This window comes from Cronobacter sp. JZ38, assembly GCF_008932145.1.
Lineage (GTDB): Bacteria > Pseudomonadota > Gammaproteobacteria > Enterobacterales > Enterobacteriaceae > Cronobacter > Cronobacter muytjensii.
In genome coordinates, this window is record NZ_CP017662.1 from 1,416,720 (window position 1) to 1,437,335 (window position 20,616).

Below are 20,616 nucleotides of genomic sequence, written 5' to 3' on the forward strand. Positions count from 1 at the left end.
GTAATAAAGATGCAAAAGCAAGCTGAGTTGTATCGTGGCAAAGCGAAAACCGTCTACAGCACCGAAAATCCGGATCTGTTGGTACTCGAATTCCGCAATGATACATCAGCAGGCGACGGCGCCCGCATTGAGCAGTTTGACCGCAAGGGAATGGTGAACAACAAGTTTAACTATTTCATCATGAGCAAACTGGCCGAAGCGGGCATTCCGACGCAAATGGAACAGCTGCTTTCCGATACCGAAGCGCTGGTGAAAAAGCTCGACATGGTGCCGGTGGAGTGCGTTATCCGCAACCGCGCCGCAGGCTCGCTGGTGAAACGTCTTGGTATTGAAGAGGGCATCGAGCTTAACCCGCCGCTGTTCGATCTGTTCCTGAAAAACGACGCCATGCACGATCCGATGGTTAACGAATCCTACTGCGAAACCTTTGGCTGGGTAAGCCAGGAAAACCTCGCGCGTATGAAAGAACTGACCTACAAAGCCAACGACGTGCTGAAAAAACTCTTTGACGACGCGGGTCTCATCCTGGTCGACTTTAAGCTGGAGTTTGGTCTGTTTAAAGGCGAAGTGACGCTGGGCGATGAATTCTCGCCGGACGGCGCCCGTCTGTGGGACAAGCAGACCATGGATAAAATGGACAAAGACCGTTTCCGCCAGAGCCTCGGCGGCCTTATCGAAGCTTATGAAGAAGTCGCGCGCCGTCTTGGCGTAAATCTCGACTGATCCCCGTTTTGCTTGTCTCTTTCGCAGGGTGTGGCTCTCATACCCTGCGCCTTCCCGGTTTTCTTATGGTAAAGCGCGCCTGAACCACCTACGATCAATATCATAGCGATTGATAATGATGAGGTCAGAGTATGCGTTGGCAAGGACGTCGCGAAAGCGACAACGTAGAAGACAGACGAAACAGCAGTTCGCCAATGACGGGCGGACGCGGCTTGCGGCTGCCAGCCGGTAAAGGCGGGCTGGTGTTGTTGGTCATTGTGGTGGTCGCCAGTTATTACGGCGTCGATCTCACCGGGCTTATCTCCGGCGGCGCGCCGGTGAGCCAGCAGGCGTCGCGATCCATCAGCCCGAACGAGGACGAGGCGGCGAAATTCACCTCGGTCATTCTCGCCACCACCGAAGAGACCTGGGCTCAGCAGTTTCAGAAAATGGGCCGCACCTATCAGGATCCGAAACTGGTGATGTATCGCGGCGCGACCCGCACCGGGTGCGGCACCGGCCAGTCGGTCATGGGGCCGTTCTACTGCCCGGCCGACAGCACGGTCTATATCGATCTCTCATTCTATGACGAAATGAAAGAGAAACTCGGCGCGGATGGCGATTTCGCCCAGGGCTACGTCATCGCCCATGAAGTAGGGCATCACGTTCAGAAACTGCTCGGCATTGAGCCAAAAGTGCGCCAGCTTCAACAAAACGCGTCGCAGACCGAAGTGAACCGCCTGTCGGTGCGTCTGGAATTGCAGGCGGATTGCTTCGCGGGGGTCTGGGGCAACGCCATGCAGAAAGAGGGCGTGCTGGACACCGGCGACCTGCAGGAGGCGCTCAACGCCGCCCAGGCCATCGGCGACGATCGTCTTCAGCAACAGAGCCAGGGCCACGTGGTGCCGGACAGCTTCACGCACGGCACGTCCGATCAGCGCTATAGCTGGTTTAAACGCGGTTTTGACAGCGGCGACCCTGCCCAGTGCAACACCTTCGGTAACGCGCTGTAACGCGAGGCGGTTTTTGTGAAAGAGAGTATCGCCACGCTGACGGCGCAGATGGATGCGGCGGGTATTCGCCGCCTGCTGGTGTTAAGCGGCGATGAGGCGTGGAGCTCGCAGCAGGCACAGCTGCTGGCGGGCAGCCTGCCGGGCGACTGGCTCTGGGTGGGGAGCGCGCCGGAAATGGCGCTCAACGGCGCGCCGAACGCCATCAACTCCTTACTGGGGCGCGAATATCTGCATGCGGTATTCGACGCCCGCAGCGGTTTTGACGCCGCTGCCTTCGCCGCGCTTGCAGGCACGCTAAAAGCGGGCAGTTGGCTGGTGTTGCTGACGCCGCCGTGGCAGGCCTGGCCTATGCGCGTGGATAATGACGCCTGTCGCTGGAGCGACAGCCGGGAACCCATCGCTACCCCCCATTTTATTTATCATCTCCAGCGTCTTTTCGCGCGCGACCCGGACGTGGTCTGCTGGCGGCAGGAACAGCCGTTAGCTATCACTGCGCCGGGCGCGCGCCCGTTATGGCGTCCCGCCAGCGGCGAACCGCAGCAGGAGCAGGCGCAGCTGCTGGAAGAACTGTTAGCCACGCGTGACGGCGTGACGGTGATTACCGCCGCGCGCGGGCGCGGAAAATCGGCGCTGGCCGGTATGTTTATTCGCGCGCTGCCGGGCAGGGCGCTCGTCACCGCGCCCACCCGGGCGTCAGCGGATGTGATAGCCGCCCACGCGGGCGAGAAATTCCAGTTTATGGCTCCGGACGCGCTGCTGGCGGCGCAGGAAGCGGCTACGCTCGCGCCCGCCGACTGGCTGGTGATTGACGAAGCCGCCGCGTTGCCCGGGCCGCTGTTGCAAAGGCTCATTCGCGCCTTTCCCGCAACGCTTATGACCAGCACTGTTCAGGGTTACGAAGGCACCGGGCGCGGCTTTTTGCTGAAATTCTGCGCCGGTCTTAACGGCCTGCGTTACCGCAGCCTGAACGCGCCGGTGCGCTGGGCGCAGGACGATCCGCTGGAACGGCTGGTGGGCGAAGCGCTGCTGTTTGAGGATGATGATTTCTCCGTGACGCCCGCCGGGCCGGTCAGCTTTTATCGCGTTCAGCAAGCCGACTGGGAGGCTGCGCCCGGGCGCGCGGCGGCGCTTTACCGGCTGCTCGCGGGCGCGCACTACCGTACATCGCCACTTGATTTGCGCCGTATGATGGATGCGCCTGGCCAGTCGTTTCTTGCGGCGGGCGCGGGCGCCGACACGGTCGGCGCGCTGTGGCTGGTGGACGAAGGCGGGCTTGACGCGGCGCTGAGCCAGGCGGTGTGGGCCGGTTACCGCCGTCCGCGCGGCAACCTGGTGGCGCAGTCGCTCGCGGCGCACGGCGGCGACCCGCTCGCCGCCACCCTGCGTGGACAGCGCATCAGCCGCGTGGCGGTTCACCCAGGCCGTCAGCGCGAAGGCATCGGGCAGCGGCTCATCGCGCAGGCGCGTGAACAGGCCGCAGGCCGCGCGGATTATCTTTCTGTCAGCTTCGGGTACACGCCCGCGCTGTGGCGCTTCTGGCAGCGCTGCGGTTTTATGCTGGTGCGCGTGGGCAGCCATCGCGAGGCCAGCAGCGGCTGTTATAACGCAATGGCGCTGCTGCCGCTGACAGACGCAGGCGCACGGCTCGCCCGCGCCGAACATCAGCGCCTCACACGTGACGCAGACGCGCTCCAGCGCTGGATGGATGAGCCGCTGCCGCTGACACCCGCGCACCAGGCTACCCTTAATGAGGATGACTGGTTAGCGCTTGCGGGGTTCGCCTTCGCCCATCGGCCGCTGGAAACCTCCCTCGGCCCGCTGTACCGGCTGCTGGAGGCAAGCCCGCAGGCGTTACAGGCGCTGCGCGGGCGGCTTGAGCTGCAAACGCCGGTGGACGCGCTGTGCCGCCAGCTCGGCCTTACGGGGCGCAAAGCGCTACTGGCGGCGCAGCGGCAAGAAACGGCTCTGGCGTTGCAGTCGCTGGACGACGCGCGCGCCGCAGCGCTTAACGCGCAAATATTGCAATGGCAATTTTTCCACTAAGTCCATCAATAGATTGCGATGGTCATCCGTTCAGGCCGGCGTAAACTGGCTGTAACCCATGAAGGAGAGTGCCATGAGACATGATCATTTTGTGGTTCAGAGCCCTGAACTGCCTGCCAGACAACTGCTGCTGCTGTTCCACGGCGTCGGGGATAACCCGGTGGCGATGGGCGAGATAGGCAGCTATTTCGCGCCGCTGTTTCCGGATGCGCTGGTGGTGAGCGTCGGCGGGCCAGCGCCGAGCGGCCCGGCGCCTGGCCGCGAGTGGTTTTCCGTGCAGGGCGTGACGGAGGCGAACCGCCAGCAGCGCGTGGATGACATCATGCCCACGTTTATCGACACCGTACGCCAGTGGCAGCGCGAAAGCGGCGTCAGCCCGGCGGCCACGGCGCTGATCGGGTTTTCGCAGGGCGCGATTATGGTGCTGGAAGGCGTGAAAGCCGAGCCGGGCCTTGCCTCGCGCGTTATCGCCTTTAACGGGCGATTTGCCGAGCTGCCCGTGGCCGCCACCACTGCCACTACCGTACACCTGATCCACGGCGAAGATGATGAGGTGATCGACGCCCGTTACGCTCAGGCGGCGGCGGATGCGCTGCTGCGCGCGGGCGGCGACGTGACGCTGGATATCGTTGAGGATCTGGGCCATGCGATCGATAACCGCAGCATGCAGCTGGCGCTCGATCACCTGCGTTATACCGTGCCAAAGCACTATTTCGATGAGGCGTTAAGCGGCGGTAAACCGGGCGATGACGATGTTATCCAGATGATGTAGGGCGGGAGAACGCGACCGGCGCTCCGTCAGGCGTCGCGCCTGACGGAGGAGAAGAGGAAAGTAAGCAGGCGCTTACTTCTTCTTCGGCCAGTCGTCTTCGTCGTCCCACTTATCGTTAAAATCGCGGTGGGGCGGCAGTTCCGGGCGGTTATCCATAAATTTCTTATGATCCACCCGTTTTAAATCTTTAATCACGTTCAGCAGGACGCCGAGCAGAAACACCAGCACCAGCACCCACCAATATTTTCCAAGCCATTCCATGACGTTATCCTCGTCTGCAGAGCGCTCATCAGGCGACGAGCTGCTCCATAATGCGTTGATACATACGGGCCAGCAGCTGCAGGTCGGACGCTTTCACGCATTCGTTGATTTTGTGAATCGTCGCGTTGACCGGCCCGAGCTCGACCACCTGCGCGCCCATGCGCGCGATAAAGCGCCCGTCGGACGTGCCGCCGGTCGTCAGCAGCTGCGGTTTAATTTCATTATAGTGGTGAACGGCGTTGACGACCGCATCCACCAGTTTGCCGCGCGCGGTTAAAAACGGCTGGCCGGAGAGCCACCAGTCCAGCGTGTAGCGCAGCTGGTATTTGTCCAGCAGCGCCACGACGCGCTGTTTAATCATCTCATCCGTCAGCTCGGTGCTAAAGCGGAAGTTAAACTGCACGTGGAGATCGCCTGGGATCACGTTGTTACTGCCGGTGCCCGCCTGAATATTGGCTATCTGCATGCTGGTCGGCGGGAAAAACTCGTTGCCGCGATCCCACTCGATAGCCACCAGCTCGTTGAGCATCGGCGCGGCGCGGTGCACCGGATTATCCGCGAGATGCGGATACGCCACGTGCCCCTGCACGCCATGCACGGTCAGATTGCACGTCAGCGAGCCGCGACGGCCGTTTTTCACCACGTCGCCCACCACTTCGCTGCTGGACGGCTCGCCCACCAGGCAGTAATCAAGGCGTTCGCCGCGCGCCATCAGCGCTTCCACGACTTTGACGGTGCCGTTCACGGCGCTGGCCTCTTCATCAGAGGTGATAAGAAACGCCAGGCGTCCGCGATGGTGCGGATGTTGCGCGACAAAGCGTTCCGCCGCCACGACCATTGCCGCCAGTGAGCCTTTCATGTCCGCCGCGCCGCGGCCAAACAGCATGCCGTCGCGGATGGTCGGTTCAAATGGCGGGTTGATCCAGCGCTCGGCATCGCCTGCGGGCACCACATCGGTATGCCCCGCGAACGCCAGCGTTTCGCCATTGCCGCGCCATGCCCAGAAGTTCTGCGTGTCGCCAATATTCATCGGCTCTACCGTGAACCCTGCCGCGCGTAGCCGCTCAATCAACAGCGCCTGGCAGCCCGCATCATCGGGGCTAAGAGAAGGGCGACGAATAAGCTGCTGCGTCAGCTCAATAACCGGGCAAGACATAACACTAGACCTCGTTAAAATAGTGCTGGTAAGTGGATTCGCTAAAACCAAGCAGCATAGGCTTACCCGGCGCGCAGAGCAATGGTCGTTTAATGATGGCCGGCATTTCCAGCATCAGCGCCGCTGCGCGGTCAGCGTCAGTGATTGTCGCGCGACGCGCTTCGTCGAGCTTACGCCAGGTGGTGCCGCGTGTGTTCAGCAGCGCCTCCCATCCCAGCTCTGCGATGAGTTTATGCAGCAGTTGTGCATCAAGGCCGTCGGCGCGGTAGTCGTGAAACTGATACGCTATCTGCTGGCTTTCTAACCAGCGGCGCGCTTTTTTGATGGTGTCGCAGTTTTTTATGCCGTACATCACGACCATATTTGAATCCTTTTGTCTGAAATCCGGTGGCTTAAACAAATTATTAGAATAGATAACAGGAGAAACAGTAGCCTGCTAATATAACCTATCATTCACAATTATGCTTAACGTATATAACCCTGTTGATACATTTTGAATAATTTTTCATCACTGGCGCAGACCATTCCGCTGGTCAATTCCCGGAATTGATATTTTTTATAAAAAGCGACTTTATCTAAAACTGCGTAGATAAAAACTTTACCAAAAGGTAAAAGTGTTTCGAGAATGTGGTCCATTAACTGATTGCCAAAACCCCGTCCCTGATAATCGGGATCGACAACAATATCCGCGACATAACTCGACCAGGTCAAATCGCTAATCGCATGCGCCGTCGCCACCAGTTTTCCGTCGTAAAACCCGTACCAGCAAAACGTACTATGGGTGTAGCAACGCTCGACATCCCGTGCTGCGCGTGCGCCAAGTCCCGCGCGCTCAATGAGCGTAGCGAGTGCCTGCCAGTCGGGATTTTCAATATCTTGCCGGGTCATAATAAGCATGCTTAGTTATTCCTCTTGTTATAAAAATTTATCGAATATTGCCAGGCGTCACATTACCGACAACTTATCCTCGTCATATTGAACTCAGTGCCGATAACAAATACATGAAGGGAGCTTATCAATTCGATTGGTTAAAGTATCTTCACTCCGGGCCGTTATTTTTGTATCATGCAAACAATAATAAAGAGAGGTCGTTATGATTGAACATGAACTGGGGAACTGGAAAGACTTTATTGAAGCGATGCTTCGTAAATAAATCCAGCAATAAGCAAGAGCACATCGCTTTTATAGACACACAGCAGTGATTTCACTCACTAAAACAATCAAAAGGCGGCCTTCACAGGTCGCCTTTTTCTTTATGACTCTCACTCTTCAGGCGCCGGTCGCAGCGGAAATCGTCTGCGGATCAATACAAAGAACAACGGCACGAAGAAAATCGCCAGCAGCGTCGCCGAGATCATACCGCCCATGACGCCGGTGCCCACCGCGTGTTGGCTGGCGGAGCCCGCGCCGCTACTGGTCGCCATCGGCAGGACGCCAAAGATAAACGCGAGCGAGGTCATCAGAATCGGACGCAGACGCTGGCGGCACGCGTCGAGCGTGGAGGCAACCAGCTCGTGGCCTTTGCTGTTCATCTCATTAGCGAATTCAACAATCAGTATCGCGTTCTTGGCCGACAGCCCGATGACGGTGAGCAACCCCACCTGGAAATAGACGTCGTTCTCCAGCCCGCGCAGCCAGGTCGCGAGCAGCGCCCCGATTACACCAAGCGGCACCACCAGCATTACCGAGAACGGTACCGTCCAGCTCTCATACAGCGCCGCGAGACACAGGAACACCACCAGCAGCGACAGCGCGTAGAGCGCAGGCGCCTGCGAGCCGGAGAGCCGTTCCTGATACGACATCGCGGTCCACTCAAGGCCAAAGCCTGTCGGCAGCTGGCTCACCAGTTTTTCCATCACGTCCATCGCGGTGCCGGTACTGACGCCCGGCGCCGCCTCGCCGACAATCTCCAGCGCCGAATAGCCGTTGTAGCGCTCAAGGCGTGGCGAACCGGTCTCCCAGCGCGAGGTGGCGAAGGCGGAGAACGGCACCATTTCGCCTGCCTGATTGCGCACATACCAGCGATTAATATCCTCCGGCAGCATCCGGTATTTCGCGGAAGCCTGCACATAAACCTTTTTTACGCGGCCGCGATCCATAAAGTCATTCACATAGCTTGAGCCCCATGCGGTTTGCAGCGTGTCGTTAATATCATCGACAGAAACGCCGAGCGCCTGGGCCTTGCGCTGGTCGATATCAATCTGCAACTGCGGGCTGTCATCAAGGCCGTTGTGGCGCACGCGGGTCAGCGCCGGGTCTTTGCTCGCCATATCAAGCAGACGGTCGCGCGCCTGCATCAGCGCGTCATGTCCGAGCCCGGCGTGATCCTGTAATTCCATATCAAAACCGGCGGAGCTGCCGAGGCCGCTAATGGCGGGTGGGCTGCTGGCGAACACGCGCGCCTCGTTAATGTGGCGGAAGGCGCGAGTGGCGCGCTCGATAATCGCGTCCGCGCTGCCGCGGTCTGCGTCGCGATCCTCCCACGGTTTCAGGCGCACAAACATCCGCGCCACGTTCTGACCATTGCCTCCGGGGCCGGAGCCGACCGTTGCGAACACCGAGGCGACATTGGCTTTTTCTTTCTCGAAGAAATAACGCTCCACCTTTTGCACCACTTTCAGCGTCTGTTGCTGGGTCGCGCCGGGCGGCAGTTGTACGGAGGTAATAAACATACCGCGGTCTTCCTGCGGCAGAAATGACGTCGGCAGGCGCAGAAACAGAAACACCATACCGCCCAGCAGCAGCGCATAGACCAAAATCCAGCGCAGACTGCGATGCACGATTTTTCCGACGGCTGATTCATAGCGCAGCGCGCTGCGCTCAAAGGTGCGGTTAAACCAGCCGAAAAAACCGCGTGTACCGTGATGCTCGCCTTTTTTAAGCGGCTTAAGCAGCGTGGCGCACAGGGCAGGGGTGAGGATCATCGCCACCAGCACTGACAGCACCATCGATGAAACAATCGTGACAGAGAACTGGCGGTAAATCGCGCCGGTGGTGCCGCCGAAAAACGCCATCGGGATAAACACCGCTGACAGCACCATCGCGATGCCCACCAGCGCGCCCTGGATCTGTCCCATCGATTTACGCGTGGCGGCGCGCGGCGAGAGCCCTTCTTCGCTCATGATGCGCTCGACGTTCTCCACCACCACGATGGCGTCATCCACCAGCAGGCCTATCGCCAGCACCATCGCGAACATCGTGAGCGTGTTAATGCTGTAACCGAAGCTGTAAAGCACCACGAACGTGCCGAGCAGCACGACCGGTACCGCGATAGTCGGGATAAGCGTCGCGCGGAAGTTCTGCAAAAAGAGATACATCACCAGAAACACCAGCGCGATCGCTTCGAGCAGGGTTTTGACGACGTCGGTAATCGAGGCTTTCACAAACGAGGTGGTTTCATACGCCACCTTATATTCCAGTCCGTGCGGGAAATAGTGCGACAGCTCATCAAGCCGGTTAAGCACCAGCTGCGCGGTCGCCATCTCGTTGGCGCCGGAGGCGAGCTTTACGCCGAGCCCCGAGGCCGCCTTGCCGTTATAGCGGCTCAGATTGTCATACTTTTCCGCGCCCATCTCGACGGTCGCGACATCGCCAAGCGTTACCGTCGAGCCGTCCTGATTCACGCGAAGCGTAATAGCGCGAAACTGTTCCGGCGTCTGCAATAGCGACTGCGCATTAATGGTGGCGTTCAGCGCCTGGTCATCCACCGACGGCGTGCCGCCAAGCTGGCCGACCGCTATCTGGCTGTTCTGGGATTTGATAGCCGCCACCACGTCGGCGGTGGTCAGCTGATAGCTGGTGAGTCGGTCGGGATTGAGCCAGATACGCATCGCGTACTGCGAGCCGTAGGCGTCGATATCCCCCACACCATTGATGCGGCTTAGCGGCTCCTGAATGTTACTTGCTACGTAGTCGGCGATGTCCTGTTTATCCATGCTACCGTCGGTGGAGACGAACGCGATGGTCAGGATATTGGTGTCGCCGGTTTTGCGTACCGTCACGCCCTGCGTCTGTACGGCCTGCGGCAGTTTACGCAGCGCGGATTGCAGCTGGTTTTGCACCTGCTGCACCGCTTCATCCGGATCGGTGCCGGCTTTAAAGTTCAGCGTGACCGACGCCTGGCCGGTAGCGCTGCTCTGCGAGGTCATATACATCAGGTTATCGAGGCCGGTCATGTTCTGTTCGATAACCTGAGTGACGGTGTTTTCCAGCGTCTGGGCCGAGGCGCCAGGGTAGTTTGCGGTTATGCGCACATTAGGCGGCGCGAGTTCGGGATATTGCTCAACGGGCAGTGAAAAAATCGCCATCGTGCCGGTCAGGCAGATGAGAATCGCCAGCACCCACGCAAAAATCGGGCGATCGATAAAAAAATTCGCCATGCGAGTCAGGACCTCTTAAATGCTTCGCGTCGTTATTATTGGTAGCCGCAATCACTGTAGCCCCAGGCGACGGGGCAAACGTGGAGAAAAAAGGAGATAATGTAAATTATCTCGCCAAAACCGCGCCCGGCAGACCTTACGCGTCACGGGATTCGAAAAACAGAACCGTCGCCGCGACGCGCGAGCGCACGTTAAGTTTGCGCAGTAAATTGCGAATATGCACTTTTACTGTCTCTTCAGAGATGTGCAGGACAGATGCAATCTGTTTATTCGACAGACCGCGCGCCACTTCCTGTAATACGTCAAGCTCCCGCTCGGTCAGCTGCGCGAACGGCGCGGTGGGCTTTTCGCCCGGCAGGCGCTGGTTCAGATACGTCTGCACCTGCGCGCTGAACACGCCGCCGCCCGCCGCGCCGTCGCGCATCGCCGCAAGCAATATTTCCGGCTCGCTGTCTTTTAACAGATAGCCATCAGCGCCCGCGTCCATCACCGCATACACGTCGCTGCGCGCGTCTGAGACCGTCAGCACGATAATCCGCGCGCTCACGCTGTCGCGGCGCAGCAGCCTGAGCGTATCAAGGCCGCTCAGGCCACGCATATTGAGATCCAGCAGGATGACGTCCGGCGTTAACTGGTTCGCCAGCGCGACAGCCTCGTCGCCGTTGCTCGCTTCGCCCACCACCCGAAACTGCGCGTCGGTCTCAAGAAGCTGGCGAATACCGCGGCGCATCAATGGGTGATCGTCAACGATCAATACGTGCCAGGGGTCAGGTTGCGACATGCTCACTCCGGTCTCGTTATTGTTAGTGCCTGCGCCTGCATAAACCATAGCCTGCGCGTCGGCTTTTTCGCCACGCGCACGGCGCAGCCGCGCTTTGTACAAGCGTATCGCCTGCAGCCCGCGCGCAATCCGCGGAATATCGTCCATTGCGCGTCTGTTCCTGCATGCTCGCCGCCGTCGGGGGCGACAAACGGCGTTTCGGGTCGTACTATTCACCCAACACCAGGCGTTTATGGAGTCGCTATGTCGTTAAATGTCGAACTGATTAAAGATAAAATTCTCTCGGAAAACTATTTTGTCCTGCGCAACATCACCTACGATCTGACGCGTAAAAATGGCGACGTTGTCCGCCACAAGCGGGAAGTCTACGATCGCGGCAACGGCGCGGCTGTGCTGCTGTACAACCGCGAGAAAAAGAGCGTCGTGCTGATTCGCCAGTTTCGCGTCGCGACCTGGGTGAACGGCAACCCGGACGGCATGCTGATTGAAGCCTGCGCCGGACTGCTGGACGACGATGAGCCGGAAGTCTGCATTCGCAAAGAGGCGATCGAAGAGACCGGCTATCGCGTCGGCACGGCGGAAAAAGTGTTTGAGCTTTATACCTCGCCTGGCGGCGTTACCGAGCTCATTCATCTTTTTATCGCCGAGTATGACGACGCCGCGCGGGCGAATGCGGGCGGCGGCGTGGAGGATGAAGAGATTGAGGTGCTGGAGATGCCGTTTCAGGCGGCGCTTGAGCAGGTGAAACAGGGCGTTATTCGCGACGCGAAAACCGTGCTGCTGCTTCAGCATCTCCAGCTGCGCGGAATAATGGATTGATTTAGCTGAATAATCAGAAGTGGTATTTCAGATAAATCTATCCGATAAATCCGATTGAGCCGCCCGTGAAGGGCAACGAAGATAGGCGCGTTTCTTCTCACCGCTGTTAACGCCCGGGATACGCGCCGTCCATGCTTTTTCGTCTGCTGTCACTGCTTAGCTGTTATCTGCTGTTCGCCTCGCCGCTGTGGGCCGCGCCGGCGCAGAAGATCTTCAGTGACTGGCAGGTGACCTGCAATAACCAGAACTTCTGCTCTGCCCGCAACGTGGGCGACCATCAGGATCTCGTGATGACGGTCTCACGCAGCGCGGGCGCGAAAACCGACGCCACGCTGCGTATCGAGGCGGGCAGGCCGGAAGCCGCCGTCAGTAAAGCGCCGCCGCTCGCGCCGCGCCTGCTGCTGGATGGCAAAACGCTCATCCCCGCCGGGCACAAATGGCGTGACGCCCCGCGTCGTCTGCTGTCCGACGACCCGGCAACCATCATCGATTTCCTCGATCAGATCAAAGAGTCATCGGTTATCACGCTCAAAGACGGGCCGGGCCGCCTGTCGCTTGACGGGCTGAAAGCCGCGCTGCTGTTTATCGATGCCCAGCAAAAGCGCGTCGGCAGCGAAACCGCCTGGATTAAAAAAGGCAGCAATCCGCCGCTCAGCGTGCCGCCCGCGCCCGCGATAAAAGGCATTAAGATAACCAACCCGACGCCAACGCCGCTCTCCCATGATGAGCTCAACGCGCTTCTGGATTACGGCACCTGGCGCATGACCAACAGCCAGTGCTCGCTCGACCCGATGCGCCGCGAAGTGCGCATCTCCGCGCTTACCGACGACACCGCGCTGATGATAATCAGCTGCGAAGCAGGCGCGTATAACACGGTCGATCTCGCCTGGCTGGTCTCGCGCCAGAAGCCGTTCGCCTCGCGCATGGTGCGTCTGCGTCTGCCGTTTCTGCCTGCCGATAAGGAGCAGGAGCTGGAACTGATGAACGCCAGCTTTGACGAAAAAACCAAAGAACTCACCACGCTTTCCAAAGGGCGCGGCCTTGGCGACTGCGGCGTGGCGACGCGCTGGCGCTTTGACGGCCAGCGGTTTCGCCTGGTGCGTTACGCCGAAGAGCCGAGCTGCGACGGCTGGCACGGGCCCGACGCCTGGCCGACGCTCTGGGTAACCCAATAATCCCGCTTCTGGCCGCCTGCGTTTTTGCGTATATTCCTGTGGCTTATCATAACCAAATAACACGGCAGGGAATTTATGGCATTCATACAGGGGCTGCGCGCGGTATTCACGCTTGCGCTGGCAGGGCTGACGCTCTCCGCCAGCGCCGCGATGTCGTCGCAGGACGAACGTGACGTCAGCGCGCTGATAGCCCGCTGGAACGACTTTAAAAATCACCCCTCCGCCGAGGCCGGCGCGTCGCTTTATGGCGAAAAGATCCGCTGGTACGGCAAAGCGCTCACGCCGGAGGCGGTCATTGGGGAAAATATCGCTTTCCTGCAAAAACATCCGCACTACACCCAGACTGTCGTCAGCAACATTACGCTAACCGAACAGGACGGGCAGCCGCTCGCCGTGCAGGCCACGTTCGTGAAGCAGGCGGGGCTGGAGCCGCAGACGCCGCGCAATTACCCGGCACAGCTCACCTTAACGAAGCAGGCCGCCGGCTGGCGCATCAGCGAAGAAACCGACTGGATAACCGAAGCGAACCGGCAGAAAACGCGCGATTACCGTCTGGCAGGCGGGCGCTTTAACGGCACGGCGAAAAGCTACGCCTGGCTGACGGCGCACGATCCGAAAACCAACGGCGTGTGCAATGAGAGCGGCGACTGCGAGTGCCAGCTCTGGAACAGCGATCCGACGGTGAAACCAGCGTCCATTGCTTCGTGCATCGGCGGCGGCGTGGAGGCGCTCTCAAACCTTGACGACAGCGGGCGCGACCGCGTGCTTATTTATCCGCAGTGGTGGAGCAGCGCCTGGCGGGCGACCTATCTCTATGACGTGCAGCAACAGCAGTGGGTGGAGGCCATCCCTTCGTTTTCGATGAATCTCAACGTGCAGGAAGATGCCGAGGGCAAAACGCTGGTGGCGCGCGATCCGCAGCATCCGGGGCAGGTTATTGTCGCTGAGGCGAAATGGGATGAGAAAACGGAAGATATTGTGATAAACAAAAGCGCCGAGACGCTGAAAGTACTGAAATAACACCGCGCCGGAAATAAAAAAGCCAGCCCGTTAAGGCTAATTTAAAGCCCTGCGCCGAGGGACGAGTGGCACCCGTTCGATCCTGTTTGCTTGCAGGCGAGTTTTGCCGGGCCGAATCCGGAAATAATAATTTTACGTGGGATAATTTCAGCTTTTTTATCCCACAAAATATTTATGGTTAACGCAATAATTCTATTTTCATGCTTAAAAGAACTAAGAATGAACTGGAATAAAGACGTTGCTATTTCGCATCTCCGGTCCCGCGCGCTCGGTCATTCACATAACGAATGTGCGACCTTTACAAGGGAGGCTATAGCTGCTGGCGGCATACGGCTGGAGAGAACGCTAAACGCAAAAGATTACGGCCTGCATTACTTCGCTTATGCACAGGACTATGATCCATCATGGGTATCGGCGCTAACTGTCGGCGCCGCCAGACCGTTCATGGAGGCGAGGTAATGCCGGTATGGATTGGCAGGGAGGGCGGGAAAAAAGTAGAGCTGGAAGTTTTTGTTCGTCGGGAGTCAGACATCTGGAAGATATACCGAGTCCGTGATGTCACCGATAACTATGAACATCCAATATTTAACGCCGGAGCCATCACTCGCGCGAAGTCTGCTGCTGAAAGCGGCCTGTAAAGAATCACCCCTGGCGTCTGCCGTAATGCCGCTCACTTAAGCTTTATGTGATTTAAAGCTGAACGGTTAACGAAATCCATATCGTGTTCAGACATAAAAAAGCCAGAATCAGGGATCTGACTCTGGCTGGTTTCTTACTGGCCGGCTCGTTCAGGTACGCTTAAACGATCGGCGTCAGCCCGTTAAGGCTGGTTTATTTGCCAAGCACTTTGCGGGCTTTTTCCACCACGTTTTCGACGGTAAAGCCGAAGTACGGGAAGAGTTTCTCCGCAGGCGCGGATTCGCCATAACCGGTCATGCCGACGATAGCGCCTTTCAGGCCAACATATTTGTACCAGTAGTCGGCGATGCCCGCTTCCACCGCCACGCGCGCGCTGACGTCAGACGGCAGCACCGATTCACGGTAGGCTTCATCCTGCGCGTCAAACACATCGGTTGACGGCAGCGACACCACACGCACCGCCACGCCGTCGCCGCGCAGTTTTTCGGCTGCCTGAACGGCAATCTCTACTTCCGACCCGGTGGCAATCAGGATCAGATCCGGTTTGCCGCCCGCGTCTTTCAGAATGTAGCCGCCGCGCGCCACATCTTTCAGTTGCTGCGGCGAGCGCTCAATTTGTGCCAGGTTCTGACGGGAGAGGATCAGCGCCGTCGGGCCGTTATGGCGCTCAATAGCGGCTTTCCATGCCACTGCGGTTTCCACCTGGTCACACGGACGCCAGGTGCTGAAATTCGGCGTCAGGCGCAGGCTTGCGAGCTGTTCCACCGCCTGGTGGGTCGGGCCGTCTTCGCCGAGGCCGATAGAGTCATGGGTGTAAACCATAATCTGGCGCGCCTTCATTAGCGCCGCCATACGCGCCGCGTTGCGGGCGTATTCGACGAACATCAGGAAGGTCGCGGTGTACGGCACAAACCCGCCGTGGTGGGCGATACCGTTCGCAATCGCCGTCATGCCGAACTCACGCACGCCGTAGTGAATGTAGTTGCCCGCCGGATCTTCTTTCAGCGAGGTGGAGCCCGACCAGATAGTCAGGTTGCTGGGTGCCAGATCCGCCGAGCCGCCAAGCAGCTCCGGCAGTACCGGGCCATAGACGTTCAGCGCGTTCTGGGATGCCTTACGGGAGGCGATTTTCGCCGGTTCTGCCTGGAGTTTTTCGATGTACTCCTGCGTCACCTGCTGCCAGTTTTCCGGCATTTCACCGCCCATACGGCGGTTAAACTCCGCCGCGAGTTCCGGGTGGGCCTGCTGATACGCCGCGAACTTCTCGTTCCAGCTTGCTTCAACCTGCTGGCCTTTTTCTTTCGCATCCCAGCCTTTGTAAACGTCATCCGGAATTTCAAACGGCGGGTAGTTCCAGCCGAGCTGTTTGCGGGTCAGCGCCACTTCTTCTTCGCCGAGCGCCGCGCCGTGCGACTCCTCTTTGCCCGCTTTGTTCGGCGAGCCGAAACCGATAACGGTGCGACAGATAATCAGCGATGGTTTATCGGCGACCTGCTTCGCCTCTTCGATGGCGCGCTTGATGGCTTCTGGATCGTGGCCGTCGATTTCATGCACCACGTGCCAGTTGTAGGCTTCGAAGCGTTTGGCGGTGTCGTCGGTAAACCATCCTTCGGTTTCGCCATCAATGGAGATGCCGTTGTGATCGTAGAACCCGATAAGCTTACCCAGCCCCAGCGTACCCGCGAGCGAGCATACTTCATGGGAAATGCCTTCCATCAGACAGCCATCGCCCATAAAGACATAGGTGTTGTGGTCGACAATCTCATGTCCCGGACGGTTAAACTGCGCCGCCAGGGTTTTCTCGGCGATGGCGAGGCCGACCGCATTCGCCAGCCCCTGGCCGAGCGGCCCGGTCGTGGTTTCCACGCCCGGCGTATAGCCGATTTCCGGATGCCCCGGCGTTTTTGAGTGCAACTGGCGGAAGTTTTTCAGCTCTTCCATCGGCAGGTCGTAGCCTGACAGATGCAGCAGGCTGTAGAGCAGCATCGAGGCGTGGCCGTTAGAAAGAATAAAGCGGTCGCGGTCATACCAGGTCGGGTTAGTCGGGTTGTGCTTGAGGAAATCGTTCCACAGCACTTCGGCGATATCCGCCATGCCCATCGGGGCGCCGGGATGGCCGGATTTGGCTTTCTGTACCGCGTCCATGCTGAGCGCGCGGATGGCGTTGGCTAAAAGCTGACGAGACATGTTTCTCTCCATGACAAAAGTTAAAGTTTGGCGGCAAGCAGATCTTCAAGTGAACGCTGGTCAACGGCGAACTGGCGAATGCCTTCCGCCAGTTTCTCGACCGCCATCGCGTCCTGGTTATGCTCCCAGCGGAATTCGGCTTCGGTCATCGGTGCCGGGCGGTTGAAGCCCTGCGACGCCGGGATCAGCTTGCGGGCGACCGGCGCGTCGCTCTCCTGAAGCTCTTTCAGCAGGTTCGGGGAGATGGTCAGACGGTCGCAGCCCGCGAGCGCCAGGATCTGCTCGGTACGGCGGAAGCTCGCGCCCATCACAATGGTCTGGTAGTTGTGCTGTTTGTAGTAGTCGTAAATGTTACGCACCGACTTCACGCCCGGGTCTTCATCCACCACATACGGGTCCATCGGTTTGCGGGTGTTGTACCAGTCGTAGATACGCCCGACGAACGGGGAGATGAGATAAACGCCCGCTTCGGCGCAGGCGCGCGCCTGGGCAAAGGAGAAAAGGAGCGTCAGGTTGCAGTGGATGCCTTCTTTTTCCAGTTCTTCCGCCGCGCGGATGCCTTCCCAGGTGGAGGCGAGCTTAATCAGAATGCGCGATTTATCGATGCCCTGGTCCTGATAGAGCTCCACCAGACGGCGGGCTTTGGCGATGCTTTTTTCTTTATCGAAAGAGAGACGGGCGTCAACTTCGGTGGAGACGCGTCCCGGAATGCTTTTCAGAATTTTCGCACCCACATTGACCGCCAGTTTGTCGCTGGCCTCTGCCACTTTCTCTTTCTGAGTGCTGCCGCGCTTTTTGCCGTATTCCAGCGCGTCGGCGAACAGATGCTGGTAGTGCTCAAGGCTTGCGGCCTTCAGCAACAGCGAGGGGTTCGTGGTGGCGTCTTCCGGCTGATAGCTACGAATCGATTCAATATCGCCGCTGTCGGCGACTACGGTGGTGAACTGCTTAATGCCTTCGAGTTGGTTCATTTTGCTACTCCTTGAAAAGCAAAGATTTTATGGGGCGCTGTCAGTGTCGCCCGCCGGGATCTCATCAGGGACATAACAAAAAAGCATAGCAGACGCACATAGCAATGCTTTCCCGAACCGGCAACATCGCTGCTATAAATTGATAACATCAAGGGGTTGCATGACGCAGAGTTTAACGGTATTCAAAGTTTGCCCGCCTGTTAAGGGCGATACTGTCGGCCTGGTTAAACGAGCGTGCGACCTGCCGCTTCGTACCCTGCACAAAGAAAAAGGATCAGCACAATGGATGAACAACTAAAACAAAGCGCCCTCGATTTTCACGAGTTTCCGGTTCCAGGCAAAATTCAGGTTTCCCCGACCAAACCGCTGGCGACCCAGCGCGATCTGGCGCTCGCTTATTCGCCGGGCGTCGCCGCGCCGTGTCTTGAAATCGCCGCCGACCCGCTGGCTGCCCATAAATACACCGCGCGCGGCAACCTGGTGGCGGTGATCTCCAACGGCACCGCGGTGCTGGGGCTTGGCAATATCGGCGCGCTGGCCGGTAAGCCGGTGATGGAAGGCAAGGGCGTGCTGTTTAAGAAATTCGCGGGTATCGATGTGTTTGATATCGAAATCGACGAGCACGATCCGGATAAAGTGATCGACGTGGTGGCGGCGCTGGAGCCAACGTTCGGCGGCATTAACCTTGAAGATATCAAAGCGCCGGAATGCTTTTACATCGAGCAGAAACTGCGCGAGCGCATGAATATTCCGGTGTTCCATGACGATCAGCACGGCACCGCCATTATCTGTACCGCCGCGGTGTTAAACGGCCTGCGCGTGGTGCAGAAAAATATCTCTGACGTGCGGCTGGTGGTCTCCGGCGCGGGCGCGTCCGCCATCGCCTGTATGAACCTGCTGGTGGCGCTCGGCATGCAGAAGCACAACATTGTGGTGTGCGACTCGAAAGGCGTTATCTACAAAGGGCGCGAAGAGAATATGGCGGAAACCAAAGCCGCCTATGCCATTGATGACAATGGCAAGCGCACGCTTGGCGAGGTTATCGAAGGGGCGGATATTTTCCTCGGCTGCTCGGGCCCGAAAGTGCTGACGCAGGAGATGGTCAAACAGATGGCCGCGTCGCCGCTGATTCTGGCGCTCGCCAATCCGGAGCCGGAAATTATGCCGCCGCTCGCCAAAGAAGTGCGCCCGGACGCGATCATCTGTACCGGCCGCTCGGATTTCCCGAACCAGGTCAACAACGTGCTCTGCTTCCCGTTCATCTTCCGCGGCGCGCTGGACGTGGGCGCGACTGCCATTAACGAAGAGATGAAGCTCGCGGCAGTACACGCCATCGCCGAGCTGGCGCATGCCGAGCAGAGCGAGGTGGTCGCCTCGGCGTATGAGGACCAGGAGCTGTCGTTCGGCCCGGATTACATCATTCCAAAACCGTTCGACCCGCGTCTTATCGTCACCATCGCGCCGGCAGTGGCAAAAGCCGCGATGGAATCCGGCGTGGCCACCCGCCCGATTACGGATTTCGACGCGTATAAAGACAAACTCACGGAATTTGTCTACAAAACCAACCTGTTTATGAAGCCGGTCTTTAACCAGGCGCGTAAGGATCCGAAACGCGTGGTGCTGACCGAAGGCGAAGAGCCGCGTGTGCTGCACGCCACCCAGGAGCTGATCACGCTGGGTCTCGCGAAGCCGGTGCTGATTGGCCGACCAGGCGTTATTGAAATGCGCCTGAAAAAACTTGGTCTGCAAATGGAAGCCGGAAAAGATTTCGAGATTGTGAATAACGAATCGGACCCGCGCTACAAGGAGTACTGGAATGAGTACTACGCCATCATGAAGCGTCGCGGCGTTACGCAGGAGCAGGCCCAGCGCGCGGTCATCGGCAACAGTACGGTGATCGGGGCCATCATGGTGCATCGTGGTGAAGTGGATGCGATGATCTGCGGCACAATCGGTGATTATCATGAGCATTTCAGCGTGGTTCAGCAGATTTTCGGCTACCGTGACGGCGTGAAGGCCGCAGGCGCGATGAATGCGCTGCTGCTGCCGAGCGGCAACACCTTTATTGCCGACACCTATGTCAACGATGATCCGACGCCTGAACAGCTTGCCGAAATCACCGTGATGGCGGCGGAAACCGTGCGTCGTTTCGGGATCGAGCCGAAAGTGGCGCTGCTGTCGCACTCGAACTTTGGTTCATCGGATTCGCCCGCCGCCAGCAAAATGCGCGAGACGCTACAGCTTGTGCGCGAGCGCGCGCCGGAGCTGATGATAGACGGCGAGATGCATGGCGACGCCGCGCTGGTGGAGAGCATTCGGAATGACCGTATGCCGGACAGCCCGCTGAAAGGATCCGCGAATATCCTGATTATGCCGAACGTCGAAGCGGCGCGTATCAGTTACAACCTGCTGCGCGTTTCCAGCTCAGAAGGCGTGACCGTCGGGCCGGTGTTGATGGGCGTGGCGAAGCCGGTGCATGTGTTAACGCCTATCGCCTCTGTGCGCCGTATCGTGAATATGGTCGCGCTCGCGGTGGTCGAGGCGCAAACCAACCCGTTGTAACGACGAGGCACCAGGAGTTGGGCAGGGTGGGTAAGCGCCGCGCGCCCACCGTTTAGCCGTTTGCGCCGGTGATGAAGGGCGGGTGGCGTTTCGCTTACCCGCCCTGGAGCGACAAGGCGCGACGGTTTTTGCGGGG

At 58.8% G+C, this 20,616-nt stretch carries 18 protein-coding genes; 10 read left to right on the plus strand and 8 right to left on the minus strand.

Going from position 1 to position 20,616, the window contains the following annotated elements:
- The first annotated feature begins 9 nt into the window (after positions 1–9).
- The 4 genes from purC to ypfH all read left to right on the plus strand — a co-directional run bounded on the left by purC (position 10) and on the right by ypfH (position 4,530).
- Entirely contained in the window at positions 10–723 is a 714-nt protein-coding gene (purC, locus tag BJP61_RS06670; protein ID WP_007721240.1) for a phosphoribosylaminoimidazolesuccinocarboxamide synthase, read from the plus strand.
- Positions 724–854: 131 nt separating this feature from the next.
- The gene (locus BJP61_RS06675; RefSeq protein ID WP_038861320.1) at positions 855–1,715 is read left to right on the plus strand and encodes a neutral zinc metallopeptidase; all 861 of its coding nucleotides are present in this window, start codon (positions 855–857) and stop codon (positions 1,713–1,715) included.
- A 48-nt stretch (positions 1,716–1,763) separates the two neighbouring features.
- Entirely contained in the window at positions 1,764–3,758 is a 1,995-nt protein-coding gene (locus BJP61_RS06680) for a GNAT family N-acetyltransferase (RefSeq protein WP_171999262.1), read from the plus strand.
- 73 nt (positions 3,759–3,831) lie between these two features.
- A complete protein-coding gene (ypfH, locus tag BJP61_RS06685; protein WP_075192712.1) occupies positions 3,832–4,530 on the plus strand; it encodes an esterase in 699 nt (232 codons plus the stop codon).
- Positions 4,531–4,602: 72 nt separating this feature from the next.
- Here ypfH and BJP61_RS06690 read toward each other — a convergent pair whose 3' ends face one another.
- From BJP61_RS06690 to BJP61_RS06705, 4 genes are all read right to left on the minus strand, one after another.
- Positions 4,603–4,791, minus strand: coding sequence for a YpfN family protein (locus BJP61_RS06690; protein WP_007700459.1), 189 nt, complete (start codon positions 4,789–4,791; stop codon positions 4,603–4,605).
- A 28-nt stretch (positions 4,792–4,819) separates the two neighbouring features.
- On the minus strand, positions 4,820–5,947 hold the full coding sequence (dapE, locus tag BJP61_RS06695) for a succinyl-diaminopimelate desuccinylase (RefSeq protein ID WP_038861324.1): 1,128 nt from the start codon (positions 5,945–5,947) through the stop codon (positions 4,820–4,822).
- 4 nt (positions 5,948–5,951) lie between these two features.
- Entirely contained in the window at positions 5,952–6,308 is a 357-nt protein-coding gene (locus BJP61_RS06700; protein WP_171998029.1) for an ArsC family reductase, read from the minus strand.
- 104 nt (positions 6,309–6,412) lie between these two features.
- Positions 6,413–6,844: a GNAT family N-acetyltransferase gene (locus BJP61_RS06705; RefSeq protein WP_075192710.1), complete on the minus strand. Its 432-nt coding sequence runs from the start codon at positions 6,842–6,844 to the stop codon at positions 6,413–6,415.
- A gap of 196 nt (positions 6,845–7,040) precedes the next feature.
- Between BJP61_RS06705 and ypfM the strand changes: the two genes are divergently transcribed.
- Positions 7,041–7,100 (plus strand): protein YpfM, encoded by a 60-nt coding sequence (gene ypfM / locus BJP61_RS06710; protein ID WP_100207200.1) that lies wholly within the window; start codon positions 7,041–7,043, stop codon positions 7,098–7,100.
- A 109-nt stretch (positions 7,101–7,209) separates the two neighbouring features.
- On the opposite strand, the gene acrD is transcribed toward ypfM, so the two are convergent.
- Together acrD and narP are read right to left on the minus strand one after the other, a co-directional pair.
- A complete protein-coding gene (acrD, locus tag BJP61_RS06715) occupies positions 7,210–10,326 on the minus strand; it encodes a multidrug efflux RND transporter permease AcrD (protein WP_171998030.1) in 3,117 nt (1,038 codons plus the stop codon).
- 136 nt (positions 10,327–10,462) lie between these two features.
- Positions 10,463–11,107: a nitrate/nitrite response regulator protein NarP gene (gene narP / locus BJP61_RS06720; protein WP_171999264.1), complete on the minus strand. Its 645-nt coding sequence runs from the start codon at positions 11,105–11,107 to the stop codon at positions 10,463–10,465.
- 243 nt (positions 11,108–11,350) lie between these two features.
- Between narP and nudK the strand changes: the two genes are divergently transcribed.
- The 4 genes from nudK to BJP61_RS21650 all read left to right on the plus strand — a co-directional run bounded on the left by nudK (position 11,351) and on the right by BJP61_RS21650 (position 14,759).
- The gene (nudK, locus tag BJP61_RS06725) at positions 11,351–11,926 is read left to right on the plus strand and encodes a GDP-mannose pyrophosphatase NudK (RefSeq protein ID WP_038861328.1); all 576 of its coding nucleotides are present in this window, start codon (positions 11,351–11,353) and stop codon (positions 11,924–11,926) included.
- 131 nt (positions 11,927–12,057) lie between these two features.
- Positions 12,058–13,101 (plus strand): DUF1176 domain-containing protein, encoded by a 1,044-nt coding sequence (locus BJP61_RS06730; protein WP_038861329.1) that lies wholly within the window; start codon positions 12,058–12,060, stop codon positions 13,099–13,101.
- Between the two features lie 75 nt (positions 13,102–13,176).
- On the plus strand, positions 13,177–14,121 hold the full coding sequence (locus BJP61_RS06735) for a hypothetical protein (RefSeq protein WP_171998031.1): 945 nt from the start codon (positions 13,177–13,179) through the stop codon (positions 14,119–14,121).
- Between the two features lie 404 nt (positions 14,122–14,525).
- On the plus strand, positions 14,526–14,759 hold the full coding sequence (locus BJP61_RS21650; protein ID WP_255485506.1) for a DUF3828 domain-containing protein: 234 nt from the start codon (positions 14,526–14,528) through the stop codon (positions 14,757–14,759).
- 193 nt (positions 14,760–14,952) lie between these two features.
- Here the strand turns inward: BJP61_RS21650 and tkt are convergent, their stop codons facing one another.
- Positions 14,953–16,947: a transketolase gene (tkt, locus tag BJP61_RS06745; protein WP_171998032.1), complete on the minus strand. Its 1,995-nt coding sequence runs from the start codon at positions 16,945–16,947 to the stop codon at positions 14,953–14,955.
- Positions 16,948–16,967: 20 nt separating this feature from the next.
- Positions 16,968–17,918: a transaldolase gene (tal, locus tag BJP61_RS06750; RefSeq protein ID WP_171998033.1), complete on the minus strand. Its 951-nt coding sequence runs from the start codon at positions 17,916–17,918 to the stop codon at positions 16,968–16,970.
- A gap of 282 nt (positions 17,919–18,200) precedes the next feature.
- On the opposite strand from tal, the gene maeB reads away from it, so the two are divergent.
- Positions 18,201–20,480 (plus strand): NADP-dependent oxaloacetate-decarboxylating malate dehydrogenase, encoded by a 2,280-nt coding sequence (maeB, locus tag BJP61_RS06755; protein WP_038861333.1) that lies wholly within the window; start codon positions 18,201–18,203, stop codon positions 20,478–20,480.
- Positions 20,481–20,616 lie beyond the last annotated feature (136 nt).

What these genes read in the sequence shown, in the direction of transcription:
- purC (WP_007721240.1), top strand. Translation starts at nt 10, where the DNA reads ATGCAAAAGCAAGCTGAGTTGTATCGTGGCAAAGCGAAAACCGTCTAC.
- BJP61_RS06675 (WP_038861320.1), top strand. Translation starts at nt 855, where the DNA reads ATGCGTTGGCAAGGACGTCGCGAAAGCGACAACGTAGAAGACAGACGA.
- BJP61_RS06680 (WP_171999262.1), top strand. Translation starts at nt 1,764, where the DNA reads ATGGATGCGGCGGGTATTCGCCGCCTGCTGGTGTTAAGCGGCGATGAG.
- ypfH (WP_075192712.1), top strand. Translation starts at nt 3,832, where the DNA reads ATGAGACATGATCATTTTGTGGTTCAGAGCCCTGAACTGCCTGCCAGA.
- BJP61_RS06690 (WP_007700459.1), bottom strand. Translation starts at nt 4,791, where the DNA reads ATGGAATGGCTTGGAAAATATTGGTGGGTGCTGGTGCTGGTGTTTCTG.
- dapE (WP_038861324.1), bottom strand. Translation starts at nt 5,947, where the DNA reads ATGTCTTGCCCGGTTATTGAGCTGACGCAGCAGCTTATTCGTCGCCCT.
- BJP61_RS06700 (WP_171998029.1), bottom strand. Translation starts at nt 6,308, where the DNA reads ATGGTCGTGATGTACGGCATAAAAAACTGCGACACCATCAAAAAAGCG.
- BJP61_RS06705 (WP_075192710.1), bottom strand. Translation starts at nt 6,844, where the DNA reads ATGCTTATTATGACCCGGCAAGATATTGAAAATCCCGACTGGCAGGCA.
- acrD (WP_171998030.1), bottom strand. Translation starts at nt 10,326, where the DNA reads ATGGCGAATTTTTTTATCGATCGCCCGATTTTTGCGTGGGTGCTGGCG.
- narP (WP_171999264.1), bottom strand. Translation starts at nt 11,107, where the DNA reads ATGTCGCAACCTGACCCCTGGCACGTATTGATCGTTGACGATCACCCA.
- nudK (WP_038861328.1), top strand. Translation starts at nt 11,351, where the DNA reads ATGTCGTTAAATGTCGAACTGATTAAAGATAAAATTCTCTCGGAAAAC.
- BJP61_RS06730 (WP_038861329.1), top strand. Translation starts at nt 12,058, where the DNA reads ATGCTTTTTCGTCTGCTGTCACTGCTTAGCTGTTATCTGCTGTTCGCC.
- BJP61_RS06735 (WP_171998031.1), top strand. Translation starts at nt 13,177, where the DNA reads ATGGCATTCATACAGGGGCTGCGCGCGGTATTCACGCTTGCGCTGGCA.
- BJP61_RS21650 (WP_255485506.1), top strand. Translation starts at nt 14,526, where the DNA reads ATGGGTATCGGCGCTAACTGTCGGCGCCGCCAGACCGTTCATGGAGGC.
- tkt (WP_171998032.1), bottom strand. Translation starts at nt 16,947, where the DNA reads ATGTCTCGTCAGCTTTTAGCCAACGCCATCCGCGCGCTCAGCATGGAC.
- tal (WP_171998033.1), bottom strand. Translation starts at nt 17,918, where the DNA reads ATGAACCAACTCGAAGGCATTAAGCAGTTCACCACCGTAGTCGCCGAC.
- maeB (WP_038861333.1), top strand. Translation starts at nt 18,201, where the DNA reads ATGGATGAACAACTAAAACAAAGCGCCCTCGATTTTCACGAGTTTCCG.